Annotated in this window: 14 protein-coding genes; 9 read left to right on the top strand and 5 right to left on the bottom strand. The window is 67.6% G+C overall.

The window, feature by feature from the left end; genetic code table 11:
* The first annotated feature begins 26 nt into the window (after positions 1-26).
* From cblC to WS46_RS09105, 4 genes are all read left to right on the top strand, one after another.
* Complete coding sequence (gene cblC, locus WS46_RS09120) at positions 27-2729, top strand: cable pilus usher protein CblC (RefSeq protein WP_059690270.1); 2703 nt, start codon at positions 27-29, stop codon at positions 2727-2729.
* Positions 2730-2804: 75 nt separating this feature from the next.
* The gene (locus WS46_RS09115) at positions 2805-3971 is read left to right on the top strand and encodes a CfaE/CblD family pilus tip adhesin (RefSeq protein ID WP_059690269.1); all 1167 of its coding nucleotides are present in this window, start codon (positions 2805-2807) and stop codon (positions 3969-3971) included.
* A complete protein-coding gene (locus tag WS46_RS36400) occupies positions 3971-4153 on the top strand; it encodes a CS1 type fimbrial major subunit (RefSeq protein ID WP_059690268.1) in 183 nt (60 codons plus the stop codon). The genes WS46_RS09115 and WS46_RS36400 overlap by 1 nt, the downstream gene beginning before the upstream one ends.
* 276 nt (positions 4154-4429) lie before the next feature.
* Complete coding sequence (locus WS46_RS09105) at positions 4430-5599, top strand: CfaE/CblD family pilus tip adhesin (protein WP_059690267.1); 1170 nt, start codon at positions 4430-4432, stop codon at positions 5597-5599.
* 23 nt (positions 5600-5622) lie between these two features.
* Here WS46_RS09105 and WS46_RS09100 read toward each other — a convergent pair whose 3' ends face one another.
* The 3 genes from WS46_RS09100 to WS46_RS09095 all read right to left on the bottom strand — a co-directional run bounded on the left by WS46_RS09100 (position 5623) and on the right by WS46_RS09095 (position 7773).
* Entirely contained in the window at positions 5623-6765 is a 1143-nt protein-coding gene (locus tag WS46_RS09100; protein ID WP_059690266.1) for an FAD binding domain-containing protein, read from the bottom strand.
* 37 nt (positions 6766-6802) lie between these two features.
* Positions 6803-6925, bottom strand: a complete 123-nt coding sequence (locus WS46_RS36395; protein WP_257129940.1) for a hypothetical protein — start codon at positions 6923-6925, stop codon at positions 6803-6805.
* A 128-nt stretch (positions 6926-7053) separates the two neighbouring features.
* Positions 7054-7773: a TetR/AcrR family transcriptional regulator gene (locus tag WS46_RS09095; protein WP_059690265.1), complete on the bottom strand. Its 720-nt coding sequence runs from the start codon at positions 7771-7773 to the stop codon at positions 7054-7056.
* Between the two features lie 366 nt (positions 7774-8139).
* On the opposite strand from WS46_RS09095, the gene WS46_RS09090 reads away from it, so the two are divergent.
* From WS46_RS09090 to WS46_RS09080, 3 genes are read left to right on the top strand one after another with little or no spacing between them, the layout of a single operon-like run.
* Complete coding sequence (locus WS46_RS09090) at positions 8140-8865, top strand: YoaK family protein (RefSeq protein ID WP_059534426.1); 726 nt, start codon at positions 8140-8142, stop codon at positions 8863-8865.
* Between the two features lie 49 nt (positions 8866-8914).
* Entirely contained in the window at positions 8915-9856 is a 942-nt protein-coding gene (locus WS46_RS09085; RefSeq protein WP_059534424.1) for a hypothetical protein, read from the top strand.
* Positions 9857-9870: 14 nt separating this feature from the next.
* Positions 9871-11313 (top strand): alginate export family protein, encoded by a 1443-nt coding sequence (locus WS46_RS09080; protein WP_059690294.1) that lies wholly within the window; start codon positions 9871-9873, stop codon positions 11311-11313.
* A gap of 18 nt (positions 11314-11331) precedes the next feature.
* Here WS46_RS09080 and WS46_RS09075 read toward each other — a convergent pair whose 3' ends face one another.
* Positions 11332-12237: a LysR family transcriptional regulator gene (locus WS46_RS09075; RefSeq protein ID WP_059534422.1), complete on the bottom strand. Its 906-nt coding sequence runs from the start codon at positions 12235-12237 to the stop codon at positions 11332-11334.
* Positions 12238-12341: 104 nt separating this feature from the next.
* Between WS46_RS09075 and WS46_RS09070 the strand changes: the two genes are divergently transcribed.
* Positions 12342-12992, top strand: coding sequence for a DsbA family oxidoreductase (locus WS46_RS09070; protein WP_059690264.1), 651 nt, complete (start codon positions 12342-12344; stop codon positions 12990-12992).
* Between the two features lie 272 nt (positions 12993-13264).
* Here WS46_RS09070 and WS46_RS09065 read toward each other — a convergent pair whose 3' ends face one another.
* A complete protein-coding gene (locus WS46_RS09065) occupies positions 13265-14173 on the bottom strand; it encodes an AraC family transcriptional regulator (protein ID WP_059534419.1) in 909 nt (302 codons plus the stop codon).
* A gap of 417 nt (positions 14174-14590) precedes the next feature.
* Here WS46_RS09065 and WS46_RS09060 point away from each other — a divergent pair, with 417 nt between their 5' ends.
* Positions 14591-17491: a winged helix-turn-helix domain-containing protein gene (locus tag WS46_RS09060; RefSeq protein ID WP_059690293.1), complete on the top strand. Its 2901-nt coding sequence runs from the start codon at positions 14591-14593 to the stop codon at positions 17489-17491.
* Positions 17492-17521: the final 30 nt, after the last annotated feature.

Below are 17521 nucleotides of genomic sequence, written 5' to 3'. Positions count from 1 at the left end.
CCTCCAAAAAACATTCAATCTCCCGCATGATTCCATTCGACCTCAAGAAAACCGTTGTCGCATGTCTGAGCGCTCTGTGTGTGACGGACATCGTGTCCGTCGCGCAGGCTGCTTCATCCGTGCCGCCGGGCTTCGAGGACATCATGACGGGGCACGACGAACGCATCAACGTCAACTTTCTGGGCAAGCCGCTCGGCTTGTTCCGCGTGTATGTGACACCGGACACGGTCCGTTTCGAGGATCCCGCAGGCCTGTTGCAGGCGCTCGGCTCGCACGTGAACCCGGCGACCGACGTGTCGACGATCGGCGACGCGCTGTCCAAGTCGATGGCGCGCAACGGCAATCTCGCCTGCGCGGGGTCGGCTGGCGTGAACGGCTGTGGATATGTCGACACCGACAGCGCGGCCGTGATCTACGACGAAAGCGAAGGCAACATCGAGCTGTTCCTGTCGCGCGACTGGCTGAGCACCGAAGAGCGTGACCAGCGGTTTCGCGAGCCGTCGCCGATGACCGAAAACGCGTTGATCCATCAGCAGACGATCAACCTGTCGGGTGGGCGCGGCTACAAGAGCCTGTCCGTGTCGGGCACGGGCGCGCTCGGCATCACGCCGAAGAGTTTCATCGGCGGGAACTGGAATTTCACCCATACGGGCTATTCGCGAGGATCGGACAGCCACGTCCAGCTTCAGGATCTCTACTACCGCCACGATCTCGGCGCCGAGCATTACGCGCAGGCCGGCCGGATGGACAACCGCAACCTCGCGAGCGCGCTCGGCGGCAACTTCGGGTTCACGATGCTGCCGGTCGGCACGCTCGACGGCGTGCGCGTCGGCACGACGCTGGCTTATGTGAATCCGGAAGTCGCGCAGCAGGGCACGCCGGTCACGCTGCTGCTACCGCGCGATTCGCGTATCGACGCGTACCGCGGCCAGGAGCTGCTGGGCACGTTCTACATGAAGGCCGGCGTCAATGCGCTCGATACGTCCCGCTTTCCGGAAGGCACGTATCCGCTGACGCTGCGCGTGTTCGAGAACGGCGTGCAGGTGCGCACGCAAACGACGCCGTTCACGAAGACGGGCGGCGGTGTCAATTCGCGCACGCGACAATGGTTCGCGCAGGCCGGCCGCCCGTCCGACCGGGACGCGCCGGACGGCATGGCGGCGGCAGCCGGCGTGCGGATTCCGCTGTTGCGTGAAATGGCACTGACGAGCGGTATCGCGAGCGTCGGCCGGCACGTGTACAACGAAACGGCGCTGGAGTGGCGCCATGCGTTCCCGCTCGGCGTGCTCTCGGCCGGCGGTTCGTTCTTCGTCGGGAACGACGGCTCGCGCGGCAACACCCAGCAGATTTCGTTCGCCGACGGCGTGTCGTGGAGCGTGTACCGTTACCAGATGCGCGGCGCGGCATGCAATGGTCCGGCCGTGTCATATCGCGACATCGGCTGCTACGACATGCTGAATGCGACCGTGTCGTTTCCGATGGGCAACTGGTCGGCAATGCTCGGCTATACGTACAACAAGAGCGTCGGGCGGTCGCGGAACTGGCAGCCCGACACATCGGACCGTCCGTGGGCGACGCCTGTCTTCCGTGAGGGCGATCAGGTGTCGCGTGCGCTCCAGGCGTCGCTGTCGCGATCCTTCACATGGCGCAAGGTCAGCACGAACCTGCGCGTCGGCGCGTACGCCAACCGCAACACCGGTGCCCGCAGCGAGTACGGCGGCTACGTCGGTGTGACGCTGTCGATGGCCGAACCCGCGAGGCAGCCCGGGCGCGCGTCCGCTTACACGTCGGCGGGTGTCGACGTTCGCGCGGATCGCAACAGCACGACGACGAACTACACGCTCGACCGCAACTGGAACTGGCAGGGCGACGCCTACCGGGAAGTCGCGCTCGGCGTGTCGGGCTACGGCACCGACAGCCTGACCGGCACCGTGCAGGGCCGCTGGAAGGGGCGCTACGGCGACGTCGCCGCGTCGGTCGCGAACAGCTACAGCCGTGACAGCGGCGGCAATAATCCGTCGGTGACGGCGAGCTATTCGTCGTCGTTCGCGGTGGCGCGCCAGGGCGTGTTCCTCGGCGCATCCGCGTCGCAGTCGGATCCGCTGGCGGGGTTCGCCGTCAGGGTCGGCAAGCGCGACGATGCGAGCGGCATGGCAGCCGAGGTGCGCAGCGATTCGAGCGCGCGGATCAAGGTGGGTTTCGGGCAGCGCGCGCTGTTGCCGGTGTCGGCCTTCACGCCGGTGACGACCGAAGTGAACGACGCGGGCGCGCATGCGTCCGCGGGTGCGACGAGCGTGACCGAGGGGCTCGGCAAGCGCACGCTGTTCATGGTGCCGGGGCAGCTCGCGCTGCGCAACGTCGACGCAAAGGTGACGTACACGTACGTCGGCCAGGCCTTCTCGAAGGGTGGCATGCCGCTGTCGGACAGCGTGATTCTCAACGGCGCGATGCCGTTGATCGACAGTCAGGGCGGATTCATTGCCGAACTCGACCATAAGGAAAGCGAACTGTTCGTCGTGGACGGGCCGACGCTGATGCGATGCCCGCTGCACGTGAAGCGCAAGCAGGACGTGCTGATGATGGTGGGCAAGGTGCGGTGCGAAGTGGCCGGGCCGGATGCACTGCCGGAATCGCTGCGCAAGCAGGCCCGCGTGCGCAAGCTGCTGGAGCATCGCTATGTGATGTCGATGCGGGCGCGGACGACAGGCGTGACCGACGCGGAGCAATGACGCGCACGACCTGTGCCGGCAGGCACCTCACGCTGCCGCTTGCTTTGCCGAAACGATAAGGAAACAGCTACTCAAATGCTTCTGATCAATCGAATTCGCTATTGGGAAATCGTCTTGGCGGCCATGCTGGGCGCAATCTCGCTCGATGCGTCGGCGGCCTCCGAGGCGCCCGCCAATCGCAACGATACTGTGGGAGCCACGCTGGATCGCGGCGCGCCGACGGCGGACGTCGTGGTATTCAACGGCGCGTCGGGCGGCTACGACACGACCAACTACATGAAGTGGGGGCGAAATTCGTGGACGTGCCAGTCGTCTACCGACACGGCGACCGGTGCGTGCGCGACCGAGCCGATTTGGATCGTGGAGGGCGATTCGACCTCGATCCGGCTTTCCTTCAAGGAAGAAACAACCGGCGCCACGGCCGTACTGAATCTGCATGGACAAAATGGGTATAGCCGTCACTTGGATTGCAGCGGCAACCCTGGTCCCGAAGTCGTGTCGATCTCCAGAGAGCCGATCGAGATGGCGCAGGCCGCTACCGTGGGCATTTGCAACACCATAGGCTGGGACGGTCGCAAGCTCTTCGTCAAGATTCCCTCCGCGGAACTGAAGAAGCTCCCGTCCGGCGGAACCTGGAAGGCGAACCTTCAGTTGAACCTGCGACAGTGGGACGTCGGGGGAGTCAACCCGAAGATCGCCACGTTCAAGGCATCAATCAGGCTGGACGTGACCGACAAGAACAACATCCAGGTCTATCTGCCGGAATTCACGAGCGCGACACCCACCGTGGACCTCAAGCTGCGCAAGCTGCCGAACGGCAGCCGGATGTCGGGCACGTCGAACGTCGACATGTGCCTGTACGACGGCTACAACTCGCAGAGCACGTGGTTCGACGTGTCGGCGAGCGACGGTCTCACGGTCGATCGCCGCGACAAGGGCCAGTATTCGGTGCTGCTCGATAAGGACAAGAGCGGCGCGTACGAATCGCGCATCGATTACAACGTGAGCCTGACGTACGCGGGCAAGAAAATCGTGCTGCCGAACAACGAGACGGTGCGACTTCAAGGTGTGAACAACAGCGCGGGTCGCTCGGTATCGCTGCCGGGCATTTCGGTGCCGGTCGTCTGCACGCCGACGCCGCTGACACTCGAGACGCCGGAATTCCAGTCGGTGTGGAAGCGTCCGGGCAAGTACAGCAACAAGCTGACGATCACGTTTACGCCGTCGTCGGCGAGTCTCTAGTGCGCTCTGCGCCCACGGCGACGCTGAAGGCAGCCGATCCGTTCCCGGGTGAACTGGTGCAGGGTTCGAACGTGCTGCCGTTGTCGGTCGCTCAGAAGACTGTCGAGACCGTCGCGGCTTCCGGCAACTACCGGGGCGTCGTCAGCGTGATCGTCACGCAAGGCTCTGCATCGGGTGGCTAAACCCGATCGTTTCGCTGGCGGGCGTGCCTGACAGGCGCGCGTGCAGAAGTTGCCGCAGCAGCGCTGTCTAATGTCGTCGGTGCGGGCGGACTGATCCTCCTGCGTCATGTTGGACGTTGATCCGCTTCGATGATCGAGGTGCCGCTGAAACGGCATCGCTTTTCGAGGAGCAAGCGCGCGATGCATTGCTTCTCGTCGCATGAAGTGCAGCCACGGTAGTGGCCGTCGCGCAGGGGCGCTGACGGACACCCCGGACACGAGGAGACTGCGATTCAAATGACACGAGCGAACAAATTTCACTGGCGAGCCGTTGTGCTCGCCGCTGCGGCAGGGGCGATCCCGGTCGATGCATCGGCGGCGCTCCAGGCGCCAGCGGACCGCAATGATACGGTGGACGCCACGCTGGATCGAGGGACGGCGCAGGCGGCGGTAAAGATCTTCGACAAGGCATCAGGCGGCTACGATACGAACGACGCCCCAAAATGGGGACGAAATTCGTGGACATGCGAGTCCGCTACCGATTCAGCTACCGGCGCTTGTCCGACCGCCCCTGTATGGTTTGCGTCGGGAGAGTCGACCGCTATCAAGCTGAAGTTCAGGGAAAAAAAGACCGGCGCCACGGCGGAGCTGAATCTTCGCGGAGCGAACCATCACACTCGCCACCTTGATTGCAGCGGCAAAGCTGTCTCCGAAATCGTTTCAATCTCGCCAGTGCCCATCCAGGTCGCTGCAAGCGCCTACGTAAAGGATTGTTCCACCACAATCACCTGGGACGGAAGGGCGCTTTCTGTCACGATCCCCGCTGAAGAACTCAAGAAAATCCCCACGGGCGGATTCTGGACGGCGAACCTTCGATTGAATCTGAGACAGTGGGACGTCGGGGGAGTCGATCCGAAGATCGCCACGTTCACGGCGTCAATCAAGCTGAACGTCACCGACAAGAACAACATCCAGGTCTACCTGCCGGAGTTTGCGAATGCGACGCCCGTCGTCGACCTCAAGCTGCGCGCGCTGCCGAACGGCAGCCGGCTGAGCGGCACGTCCAACGTCGACATGTGCCTGTACGACGGTTACAACTCGCAGAGCACATGGTTTGACGTTACCGCGAGCGACGGCCTCACGATTGACCGGCGCGATAAGGGCAGCTATTCCGTGCTGCTGGAGTCGGACAAGAGCGGCGCATATGCGTCGCGCATCGATTACAACGCGAGTCTCACGTATGCCGGCAAGAAAATCGTGCTGCCGAACAATGAGACTGTTCGGCTTCAGGGTGTGAACAACAGCGCGGGGCGGACGGTCTCGCTGCCCGGCATTTCGGTTCCGGTCGTCTGCATGCCGACGCCGCTGACATTGGCGACGCCCGAATTCCAGTCGGTGTCGAAGCACCCCGGAAAGTATCGCAACAAGCTGACGATCACGTTCACGCCGTCGTCGGCGAGTCTGTAAGCGCGGCCGTATTCTGCCGCCGATCACACCCGTCTCATGATCCGCGTGCCGAGCGAGATGCCGAGTTCGGACAGCGAAGCATTGGTCGCGAGCTGGGCGGCTTCCCAGCGCGACAGCGCGGCGTCGAATGCGCTTGCGTGCACGCCGCCGCGCAGCGCTTCGGCAAGACCGACCGCGTTCTCCGCCGCCTTCGCGACCCCGGCAGCCGTATGCGGTCGCACGAGGCAGGCCGCGTCGCCGAGCAGCACCGCGCGGCCGAACGCCATGCGCTCGACCGCGAGATCGAGGATCGCCTGCGCGAACGGTGCCCGGGTCGCGTCGACGAGCGCGGCGAGCGTCGGCGCGAGCAACCGGCGGCCGGCGTCCACGAGTTCGAGCCGGTTGTCGTCGCGCATCGCGCCGGGCGGCAGTGAGCCGTCGCGCTGCGTGCCGTCGTGCGCGAGAAACAGCGACGGCACGCGATCCTGCTCGAGCCGCCGGTACCAGACCCAGTTCACGCGCCGCTTGCCCGGCTCGATCGCGCCGTCGCGGCCGGGCACCAGGTAAGTCAGGAACAGATGCGCGTTGCCTTGCTGGAACGTGAACCGATCGCGCAGCACCCGCAACACCGTGTCGGGAAGCGTGTGCTCGTCGACGAGCCCGCGCCATGCGACGTAGCCCGCATACGCGGGCCGCGCGTCGGGCAGCAGCTGGGCGCGCACGGCCGAGCGGCCGCCGTCCGCGCCGACCAGCAGGTCGGCATGCTCGACGCGGCCGTCCGCGAAATGCGCAATCACGCGCGCGCCGTCCTGTTCGAACCGCTCGAACGATACGCCGGCGCGCACGACGCCGGCGGGCAGCGCACGCTTCAGCGCGGTGTAGATCACGTTCCACGCGGTCTGCGTTTGCGGCATGTAAAGGCGCTGCACGATCCGGTCGTGCTCGTCGAGATAGATCCGGTCGACCGAATCGACGCCCGCATCGCGCGGCACCGGCACGCCGCCGAATGCGAACGCGCGCTCGATCGGCGGTTGCAGCACGATGCCGCCGCCGCGGCTGTCGAGGTCGTTCGGCGATTGCTCGAATACCTTGACGCGCCATCCGGCCGCGCGCAGCGCGGTCGCCGTGAACAGCCCGCCCACCGATCCGCCGATGACGATCGCCGACGGCCCCGAAACGTCGCTCATGATTCCCTTCCCTCGCTGATTTGTCGCGCGCGGCGACTCAACCTTCCCAGTGCTTCAGGAAACACGCCGGCAACGCGTTCACGCGCGCCGGCTGTTCTTCGCGCGCCATGTTGCGCGTGTCTTGGCCGACGGCCGGCCCGCTGCCGGCGTCGGCGGTCATGTGACGGTCACCATGCGGTCCGGCCGCACGCGCCCGGACGCGGGCGCAAATGCCTTTCGAGGATAGGCGAAGCGACCGGCACGCCGGTTGAATTGTTCTGAATTCGTCGGGCGGCGCGCGGGGCCGCGCTACACGCGGCGGCGTCGCCGCGCGCTCGCGCCGGACGCGAGTTGCTTCAGCGTAGCAGGCGTGCCGTGGAGAAATGCGTCGACCAGCCGTTCGATTTCGGTGTCGAGATCGTCGGGCACCGGCAGCCCGTAGACCCACTTGCGAACGCCGAAATAGAAGATGCTCGCGTGCAGGCTCCAGACGAGCTCGATTTCCGCGTTGCGCTGGGCCTCCGTCGCCGGCGTGGCGATGTCGTATTCGTGACGCAGCTCGCGCAGCACCGGCAGGAACACGCGTTCGCGCAGCCGCGACAGATAGCGCGTGTTGAAGCCCTCGCGGCTGAGCCCCGCGAAGATGAAGGTGCGGATCCATTCGCGCCGCAGGATGGTTTGCGCGTACGCGCGGTAGAACGCGACGAGCCGCTCCTGCAGCGGGACCGTGCGATCCGCGATCATTTTTTCCCAGTCGGGGCTCCACGTGTAGACCTCGTCGTACACGCGATCGATCAGCGCTTCCTTGCTCGGGAAATACCGGTACAGCAGCGGCTGGGTGACGCCGATCTGCCGCGCGAGCTCGCGCGTGCTGCCGGAAAAGCCGTGCGTCGCGAAGTGCTCGATCGCCTTCTCGACGATCTGCCGCTCGCGCGCTTCCGGCGCGAGGCGCCGGCCCGGCGTGACGGCGTTGCCTTCGGCGTCCGTCCCGCGCTCGCGGGCTGGCGTGCTGCGTTTTCTTTCGGTCATGCATCGGCTCCTGATCGCGTGCGCGCTTAAGCTATCGATCGAAAAATAACACGATCGGACCGCGAGGACCGCTCGCGGCATGCCTGTCGATGCGATGCGGGACCCGTCGCGCAAGCGCCTCGCGTCACGTCGAGCGCGCCATCCGGCCGGGCGTCCGGGCGTCCTGTTCAGGAAAATTCAGGCCCATCGCCATGACATTAAGACGCGCCTTAACTAGTCTTGCTTCCGAACAGCCGTTTGGACCGGACGCCAGTCGGCACCGCCGGGCCGTTCGGCACAACCGGAGCGGAACATGCGTGATCTGATCTCGCCGGACGCACGCATCGCGTGCGCCGGCGCCACCGTCGCCATCCAGGAGGCCGAGTCATGCCGACGGTAACCGCGGCCGCGGCGCCCGATCACGTGCGCGGCGAGGACGTGTTTCTCGCGTCGATCGCCGGCTACGTCGACACGCTCGGCTTCGTCGCGCTGTTCGGCCTGTTTACCGCGCACGTCACCGGCAACTTCATCCTGATCGGCTCGGGGCTGGCCGGCGTCGGGCAAGGGCTCGCGATCAAATGGCTCGCGTTTCCGGCCTTCATCGCCGGCATCGTCGGCGCGCGCGTGCTCGACCACCGGATGCGTTCGCTGGGCCACGGCCCGCGCGCGCGTTCGCTCTATGCGCTTCAGGCCGTGCTGCTGGCCGGGTTCATGCTGGCCGGCGTGATGGCGTCGCCGATCGCCGACGCCGATGCGCCGCGCACGATCCTGTGCGGTCTGCTCGGCGCCGCGGCAATGGGTGTCCAGAACGCGCACGGCCGGCTGACGGCCCGCTCGGTCGTCGCCAACACGGTGATGACGGGCAACGTCACGCAGGCGGTGATCGACGCGTTCGACTGGCTCGTGCCGCTTGCCGCGCCGGCCGAACGCGACGCCGCGCGCGTACGGCTGCGGCGCACGCTGCCGCCGGTCGCGGCCTTCGCGATCGGCGCGGGCGCGGGGGCTGCCGCGTACGTATTCGCCGCCTTCTGGGCGCTGGCGCTGCCGCTCGCGACCTTGTGCTTCCTCGCCTATCGATCCGGCCGGCCCGACGACGGGCCGGCATCACGCTGAATCCACGCGCGCCGCACGGCAGCGCTTGCCACTTTCAAGGAGAATTTCGATGATTGCACTGAAGTTGCGACAGGTATTGCGGATGACGGCCGCGTCGACGGCCGTGCTCGGCGCATTGCTGGCGACCGCGCCGGCCCACGCGGACGAGACGCGTCTGCTCGAGACCTCGTCGGCGAAGGTGCCGGCCGTCTCGGTCGGCCCGCAATACGACACGACGCACGTGTGCGTCGCGCCGGAAGACTTCGACCGCTTCACCGACAGCTTCGTCGCCACGTTCGGCGGCAAGAAGTCGCAGCAGGGCGTGTTCCAGGTCACGCCGACGCCGAGCCAGACGATGTCGCAGCTCGTGTTCACGCCGTCGGGCACGATCTCGGTGTTCGGCTTCAAGACGCCGATCCCGTATCCGTTCTGCGAGGAGCGCACCGGCTACCTCGTCACCGACATGGACGTCGCGATGAAGTCGGCGCGCGCGCACGGCGCGGACGTGGTCGTCGACACGTTCCCCGATCCGATCGGCCGCGACGCGATCATCCGCTGGCCGGGCGGCGTGAACATGCAGCTGTACTGGCACACCCAGGCGCCGCACTACGATCCGCTGCAGACCGTGCCGGAAAACCGCGTGTACGTGTCGCCGGAAAGCGCGAGCAAGCTGGTGCACGACTTCGTCGCGTTCTCGCGCGGCAAGGTCGTGTCCGACGTGCGCAAGGCGCCGGGCATCGAGATCGGCCGGCCGAACGACACGTACCGCCGCATCCGCATCGAGTCGGGCTTCGGCAAGATGACCGTGCTGGCCACCGACGGCCATCTGCCTTATCCGTTCGGGCGCGAAATGACGGGCTACGAAGTGGCGGACCTTGCGGCCACGCTGGAGAAGGCGAAGGCCGCCGGCGTGACGGTGCTGGTGCCGACCTTCACGTCGGACGGGCGCGATGCGGCGCTCGTGCAGTTCCCGGGCGGCTACGTCGCCGAGATCCACGCGCGGTCGAAGTGATGGAACGGCGGTCGATGAGGCGGACGTGGCGGGGCGTGTTGCCGGCCGCCGTGCTGGCGGGCGGCGTCGCGACGTACGCCGGGACGGCGGCCGGCGCCGAGGAAACCGCGGCGCCGGCCTCGACCGCCGCCGCGACGTGCACCGCGAAGCGTCCCGCGGTGCTGTTCAACCGCTGGCAGGAAGACTGGTCGGTGCTCGCGAATCCGTGCGTGCCGCGCAAGCCGCTCGACGGGCTGAAGTACATCCCGCTGGGCGGCGACCCGTCGACTTACCTGTCGCTCGGCGCGAACCTGCGCGAGCGCTTCGAGCTGAACAACGCGCCGCTGTTCGGGCTCGGCGCCGCCCACGACGACAACTACGTGATCCAGCGCGCGACGGTGCACGCGGATCTGCGCTATGCCGGGCATTTCCAGGCGTTCGTCCAGTTCGTCGATGCGCGGCCGTACGGCAAGGACACGGTCGGCCCGGTCGACAAGGATCAGCTCGACATCGAGCAGGCGTTCGTCGCGTACGTCGACCAGTTGGGCGGCGGCACGTTCAAGGCGCGCGTCGGCCGGCAGGAAATGGCGTACGACTTGCAGCGGTTCGTGTCGGTGCGCGACGGGCCCAACGTGCGCCAGGCGTTCGACGCGCTGTGGGCGGATTATGAAGTCGGCAACTGGCGGCTGATCGGCTATGTGACGCGCCCCGTGCAGTATCGCAACGACGCGGTGTTCGACGACGTGTCGAACCGGCACCTCAGATTCGACGGCGTGCGGATCGAGCACAACGCGGTGGGGCCGGGCGAACTGTCGGGCTACTGGTCGCGTTATACGCGCGACAACGCGCGCTACGTCGCGGGGGCCGGCACCGAGCGGCGCGACGTGTTCGACATGCGCTACGCGGGCAAGTCCTCCGGATTCGATTGGGATGCCGAAGCAATGCTGCAGACCGGGCACATCGGCCAGGACACGATCGGTGCATGGGCGTTCGGCGCGCTGGGCGGCTACACGTTCGCGAAGACGCCGGGCACGCCGCGCATCGGCATCCAGGTCGACGGCGCGTCGGGCGACAAGCATCCCGGCGACGGACGCATGGGCACCTTCAACCCGCTGTTCCCGAACGGCTATTACTTCACGCTGGCCGGCTACACGGGCTACAGCAACCTGATTCACGTGAAGCCGTCGCTGACGTTCAAGCCGGCCGGCAACGTGACGGTGCTGACCGCGGTCGGCTTCCAGTGGCGCGCGACGACGGCCGACGCGATCTACGGGCAAGGGATGCAGGCCGTGCCCGGCACGGCCGGCAAGGGCGGCGCGTGGACCGGCATGTACGCGCAGGCCCGCGTGGACTGGCTCGTCAACGCGAACACGGCGCTGGCGGTCGAGGCGGTGCACTTCCAGCTCGCCGATTCGATTCGCGCGCTGGGCGCGCGCAATGCCGACTATGTCGGCGTGGAGGCGAAGTTCGGCTGGTGACGCGGCGCGCCGAGCGGCTCAGTGCTGCGCGCCGGCGAGCGTCTCGACGAAGTCGATGAACGCCGTGACGCGCTTCGAGCCGCGCTGATTCGGCAGATACAGCGCGGTGACGACCGAGCGCGCCGCATCGGGCATGACGTCGTACGCTTCGAACAGCCTGCGCAGACGGCCCGACTGGACGTCGCCGTCGACCAGCCAGTCGGGCAGCAGCGCGATGCCGGCGCCGTCGAGCGCGGCATCGCGCAACACTTCGCTGTGGTTCGACTTCAGCCGTCCGGCGACCAGCACTTTCGTCGTGCCGTGCGCATCGGCGAACGACCACGCCTGCTGGTCGCCGCCGAAGTGAAAGCGCAGGCATTGATGGTCGACCAGTTCGGCCGGGCTACCCGGCGCACCGTGCGCATCGAGGTAGTCGTGGCTCGCGACGACGAAGCGCTGGAAGGTGCCGAGCTGCCGCGCGACGACCTCCGCGGACGGCGCCGCCTCGCCGAGCCGGATCGCGACGTCGATCCGGCCGGCGACGAGATCGACGCGTTCGTCGGTGAGCTGCAGGTCGAGGTCGAGCTTCGGGTAGCGCGCGAGGAAGGCCCCGATGTGCGGCGCGATGCGGCGCACGCCGTACGCGACGGGCACCGACACGCGCAGCGGTCCGGACGGTTCGTCGCCGCGATCGGAGACGAGCGCGTCGGCTTCCGCGAGTTCCTCCAGCAGCCGCTTGGCCCGCGCGTAGTACACGGAGCCGGCATCGGACAGCGTGACCTGGCGCGTCGTGCGGTTCAGCAGCACGGTGCCGAGCGATGCCTCGAGCGCATCCACCGCGCGCACCACCGACGAGGCCGCGAGATCGAGACGCCGCCCCGCGCTCGAGAAGCCGCCGGCTTCCGCTACTTCGACGAACGCGCGCAGCGCGGAGAATTTGTCCATGTCGTTGCCTTTGTGCATGCCGCAACGATGCGTTGCGTGCCGCTCGCATTCTATCGCCGGTCGGCAAGCGCTATCTTCGAGACTGCAATCAACAGGAGAGCGCAATGAATTCCGTCGAAGTCACGATCACCTACGACCTCATCTGCCCGTGGTGCTGGATCGCCGAGCGCAGGCTCGCGGAGGCGATCGACGAAGCCGGGCTCGCCGGCGACGTGAAGGTCCGGTTCGTGCCGTTCGAACTGAACCCGACGATGCCGGCCGCGGGCATGGACCGCAAGGCGTACCGCAGCGCGAAGTTCGGCAGCTGGGCGCGCTCGCAGGCACTCGACGCGCAGGTGGCCGACGCCGGCCGCGCGGCGGGCCTCGTGTTCGATCATGCGCGGATCGCGCGCACGCCGAACACCCGGCTCGCGCACCGGCTCGTCTGGTTCGCGCAGCAGCGCGGCGGCGCGGCCGCGCTCGTCGATGCGCTGTTCGCCGCGTACTTCCGCGACGGCCGCGACATCGGCGATGCGGACGTGCTGGTGGAGCTTGCGGCGGGTGCCGGTCTGCCCGGCGACGCGGTGCGGGCGTTCCTCGCCTCTGACGAAGGGCTCGATGCGGTGATCGCGCTCGAGGCCGATGCGGTGCGCGCAGGCGTCGCGTCGGTGCCGTCGACGCGGATCGGATCCACGGTCGTCAGCGGCGCGCAGCCGGCCGCCGTGTTTCGCGATGCGTTGCTCGCCGCGCATCGCGCGCATCATCCGGTCGTATGAATCCGGCCCGCAGCCGCGGCGCGTCGATTTTCAGAACGTTTCATATTCGGCTCAGGATTATTGCGAAACCGAACGGTACGCTCCATGTCGCGCGCATTTCGTCTGCCGGAGTGGCAGGCGCCGCGCGACGTCGACACGCAACCGTGGAACTCGGACATGAACACACTGAATCGGCGCATGCGCGCGTTGCGCTCCGGCGCCATGCATGCTCGCCGCATGGTGTGTCGGCCTGGTTGCCTTGGGCGGGTCGGCCGCCGGGTCGGCCGACGGCGTCAGCGCGATATGCCGCGCCGCCACGCGCCGGGCGGATGGCCGACGATGCGCGCGAAGAGGCGGTTCAGGTGACTCTGGTCGGCGAAGCCGCACGCGGCCGCGATTTCCGCGAGCGTCATGTCGGTCGTCTCGATCAGCTCGCGGGCGCGCATCACGCGCTGCTCCAGCAGCCATTGATGCGGCGTGCGCCCCGTCGTGCGCGAGAACGCGCGGATGAAATATCCGCGCGACAGATCGCATTCGTTCGCGACTTCCTCGATCGATACGCCGAGGTTCGCCTTCTCCATCAGCAGTTCCTTGGCGAGCGCCGTCTTGGCCGGCGACAGCAGGCCCTTGCGCTGCAGGTCGCGCGCATGCGCACTGCCGTACTGGCACGCAAGATGCGTGCCGATCGCGACGCCCATCTGCTCGACGAACAGCGTGTTCAGCGCGCCCGGCACGTCGAGGCTGTCGGCGACCGCGTGCGCGAGGTGGCCGAGCACCGCGTCCTGCACGTCGGGCGCGCAGGTCAGGCCGGCGATTTCGGTGCCGTCGTGCTCGCGGCCGAGACGGTCGAGGTAGCTGTGCGACAGCTCGATCAGCATGAAGTCGAACTTGCCGTACAGGTCGGCGCGGAAATTCCGGGAAAAGTCGCGAATGTAGATGGAGTTGTGCTGAAACCGTCGCTCGGATTTGCCCGTGCCGCCATAGATCGTGCGCCGATGCCCGCCGTTCAGCGATACGCCGATCAGGAAGCCGCGATCGCTGGCGGCCATCTCGATGCGCTCGAATTGTTCGTCGCGCATGCATTTGCGATGGAGCGTCAGGCCGCCGGCCGACCTTTCAATATCCTTGGAAAGCAGGCTCGACATGCATCCGAGCGTGTCTTTCGGTGGCGCCGCGGCGGGCGCGACGAGGGCATCTGACATGTTGGAGCGTCCTTCGAGGGGTACGGCGCGCGAGCATTCTTGCGCGCAGTTTATACGGCGCGCCCGACAGGCCCACTGTAACTTGAATAAATGTCCGCTTGCTGATGAAAAATGCGCCGGCCGGGCCGGTTCATTGTGCCAGCACGCGAACGATTTCGCCGTCGCGCGAACGGCCTGCGGAGACCGTGGGCCGAATGATACTGCCCCATTCGGGTTCCCGCCGCACGGGTGCCAGCCGCGTGCCGTCGCGGCGGGCGCGAGTGCATTTTCATTCAAGATTTTTCTTTATGCGGCGTTTAGACTCGGCCCACTTTTTGACATTTCGTGCCCCGCGTGCCGCGCAGGCCCGGTGCGGGCTTCCGCCCCGGTGAACCGTGCGTTCACATGGCGGTCATCGTGGGGAACCTGGAGGCGGCCATGATCCAGATCGGGAATTTGTCGGTGGATTTCGAGCAGCGCGACATTCGCCATCACGGCGCGTCGCTGCGGATTGGCGCGCGCGCGCTCGACATACTGGAAGTACTGCATCGCGCGAACGGATCCCTCGTGTCGAAGGACGACATCATGGACGCGGTATGGCCGGGCCTGATCGTCGAGGAGAACCGGCTGCAGGTGCACGTCGCGACGCTGCGCAAGGCGCTGGGCCCGAACCGCGACCTGATCAAGACCGTGCCGGGCCGAGGCTACCTGCTGATCGCGCATCCGCCGGTCGCGCACACCGTGGCGCCGCCCGCGCCCGACGTGGCGCACGAAACCGAAGCAACCTCCCATCCGGTGCCGCTCGTCGGGCGTCAAACCGAGATCGGGCAGATCGTCGACATGCTCGAACGGGTGCCGGTCGTCACGCTCGTCGGCGCGGGCGGCATCGGCAAGACGAGCCTCGCCGCGCGCGTCGCGCATGAATTGCGCGCGCGCTCGGGCGAGCGCGTGCTGTTCGTCGAACTGGCGTGTGCGACGACGCGCGACGACGTGCTGCGCGCGATTGCCACCGAACTCGGGCTCGACGCGGACGGCGTGCCGGCCGTCGAGCGGATCGGCGATGCATTCGCCGCGTCGCGCGGCCTGCTCGTGCTCGACAACGCGGAGCACGTCGTCGATCTGGTGGCCGACCTGGTCGAAACGCTGACGTCGCACAGCGCGGCGCTGCGCGTGCTCGTGACGAGTCGCGAGCCGCTTCATATTTCGGTCGAAGCAGTGTTTCGCGTGAGCCCGCTGGCGGTGCCGGACGGGCGCGCATCCGTCGACGAGATCGTGCGCCATTCCGCCGTCGAGCTGTTTTTGGCGCGGATTCGCGCCGCCACGCCCGATTGCGTGGTCGATGCGGCCGGCCTTAGGTTGATCGGCGATATCTGCCGGCGCCTCGACGGGTTGCCGCTCGCCATCGAGCTCGCGGCCGCGCGCGTGGCGACGCTCGGGCTCGAGGTCGTCGCGGCGCGTCTCGACGACAGGCTGAACCTGCTGACGGGCGGGCTGCGGTCGGCCTTGCCGCGCCACCAGACGTTGCGGGCCACGTTCGACTGGAGCTACGTGCTGCTGGACGCGGCCGCCCGGTCGCTGTTTCGCCGCATGGCCTGCTTCATCGGCCCGTTTACGTTCGATGCCGCGCGCGACGTCGCGATGGACCCGGGCATGCCGGCCGCCGAGATGGTCGCGCTGCTCGGCGAGCTGGTTGCGAAGTCGCTGGTCGCCGTCGAATTCAACGGCGCGCAGGCGCGCTACCGGCTGACCGAATCGACCCGCGCGTACGCGCTCGAGAAACTGCACAACGAAGGCGAATTCGACGCGGTCGCCGCACGTCATGCGCGTTACGAACACGAGCAGGCGGAAGCGCGAATACTGGCCCAGGCACAGCCCGCGCACGCCGCGGGCCTGCGTCCCGACGCAGATGTGGCGCCGCTTCGCGAACGCGCGGCGGCCGGGCCGCAGGCCGCGGAAATCGACGGGCTGGCGCAGGCGTTGCTCGATCCAGCGCGCATGCGCGAATGTTCGCTACCCGCGCGACGCGCACTCGACGCACTCGACGCGCTCGACGCCGGCGCGCCGGAGGCTGTCGACGCCGCGCGCGAGATGTGCCTGCGCGCGGCCTATGCGGCTGCACTGCTGCATACCGACGGCGATACGCACACGGCCGCCGCGATGTGGGACAGGACGCTCGGCCTCGCGGGCCGGGTCGGCGACGACGCGTTCGACGCACGCGCGCTGGTCGGGTTGTGGAACACCATGCTGACGCGCTCCGACATTCATGAATCGCTGCGCTATGCGACGCGCTTCGAGCGGGCCGCGCAGCGGCGGGGCGACCCGTCGCAACGGCTGCTGGCGAGTGCGATGGTCGCGACCTCGCTGCATTACTTCGGCGAGCATGCGCAGGCGCGCGAGCGGCTCGAGGCGGCGACGGCCGAGCTGGCCGACGCCGGTGAACCGCCGTGCGCCGAAACCGCGCTGGGCATCGATGTCGCGACGCTCGGCCGGACGATGCTGATGCGGCTCGTCTGGATCCAGGGCGATCCGGATTACGCGATGCGGCTGTCGGCGCAGGCGGTCGAATGTGCGCGCCGCAGCGGCTCGGGGCTGGCGTTGTGCGTCGTGCTCGGTGCCGCAGCCGTGCCGATTGCGTTGCGCTACGGCGATCACGATGCGATCTCCGACTATCTCGCGACGCTGCGCGCGACCGCCGACGCGAACGGCTTCGACATCTGGCGCAGCCATGCCGAATGTCTCGCCGGGCGGTTCGACATGCAGGCAGGCCATCCGGGCGCCGGCCTCGCGCGGCTCGAGCCCGCGCTGCGGCGCATCGAAGCGAGCGGGTTCCGGCGGCTGCTCGCGCCGCTGGTCGTCGCCTACGCGGAAGGGCTCACGCGCACCGGCCGCGCGGCCGACGCATGCACGAAGCTCGACGCGACGCTCGCGCGCTGCCGCGCGCACGGCGAGCATCTGTTCGTGCCCGAATTGCTGCGCGCGCGCGGGCTGGCGACGCTCGAACAGGCCCGCGCCGCCGATCCGGATCGCGCGGCCGCGTGCGAAGCGGACGGGCAGCATCATCTGTTGACGGCGATCCAGACGGCGAACGCGCAAGGCGCCGCGATGTGGGCGCTGCGCGGCACGCTGGACCTGGCCGATCACCTGATCGAGCGCGGGCGCATCGCGCAGGCATCGTCGCTGGTGGCCGACCTGTCGGGGCAGATCGACCCGCAGTCGCGCGCGTTCGACGTCCGGCGGCTGGCGCGTCTGCAGAACTTCGTTCGCCAGGAGACCAGCGCGTCGACCGGCTCGACGCGCGCGCGACGCGAGGCGGCGGATGCGATGCAGTCGGCGGCGTGACGGCGCGCGGGCCGATCGTTCAATGTTCAA

This window comes from Burkholderia sp. RF4-BP95 (assembly GCF_001521985.1).
GTDB lineage: Bacteria > Pseudomonadota > Gammaproteobacteria > Burkholderiales > Burkholderiaceae > Burkholderia > Burkholderia diffusa.
Note: the sequence above shows the minus strand (reverse complement) of the source record. Positions and strands in the feature narration are given on the sequence as shown.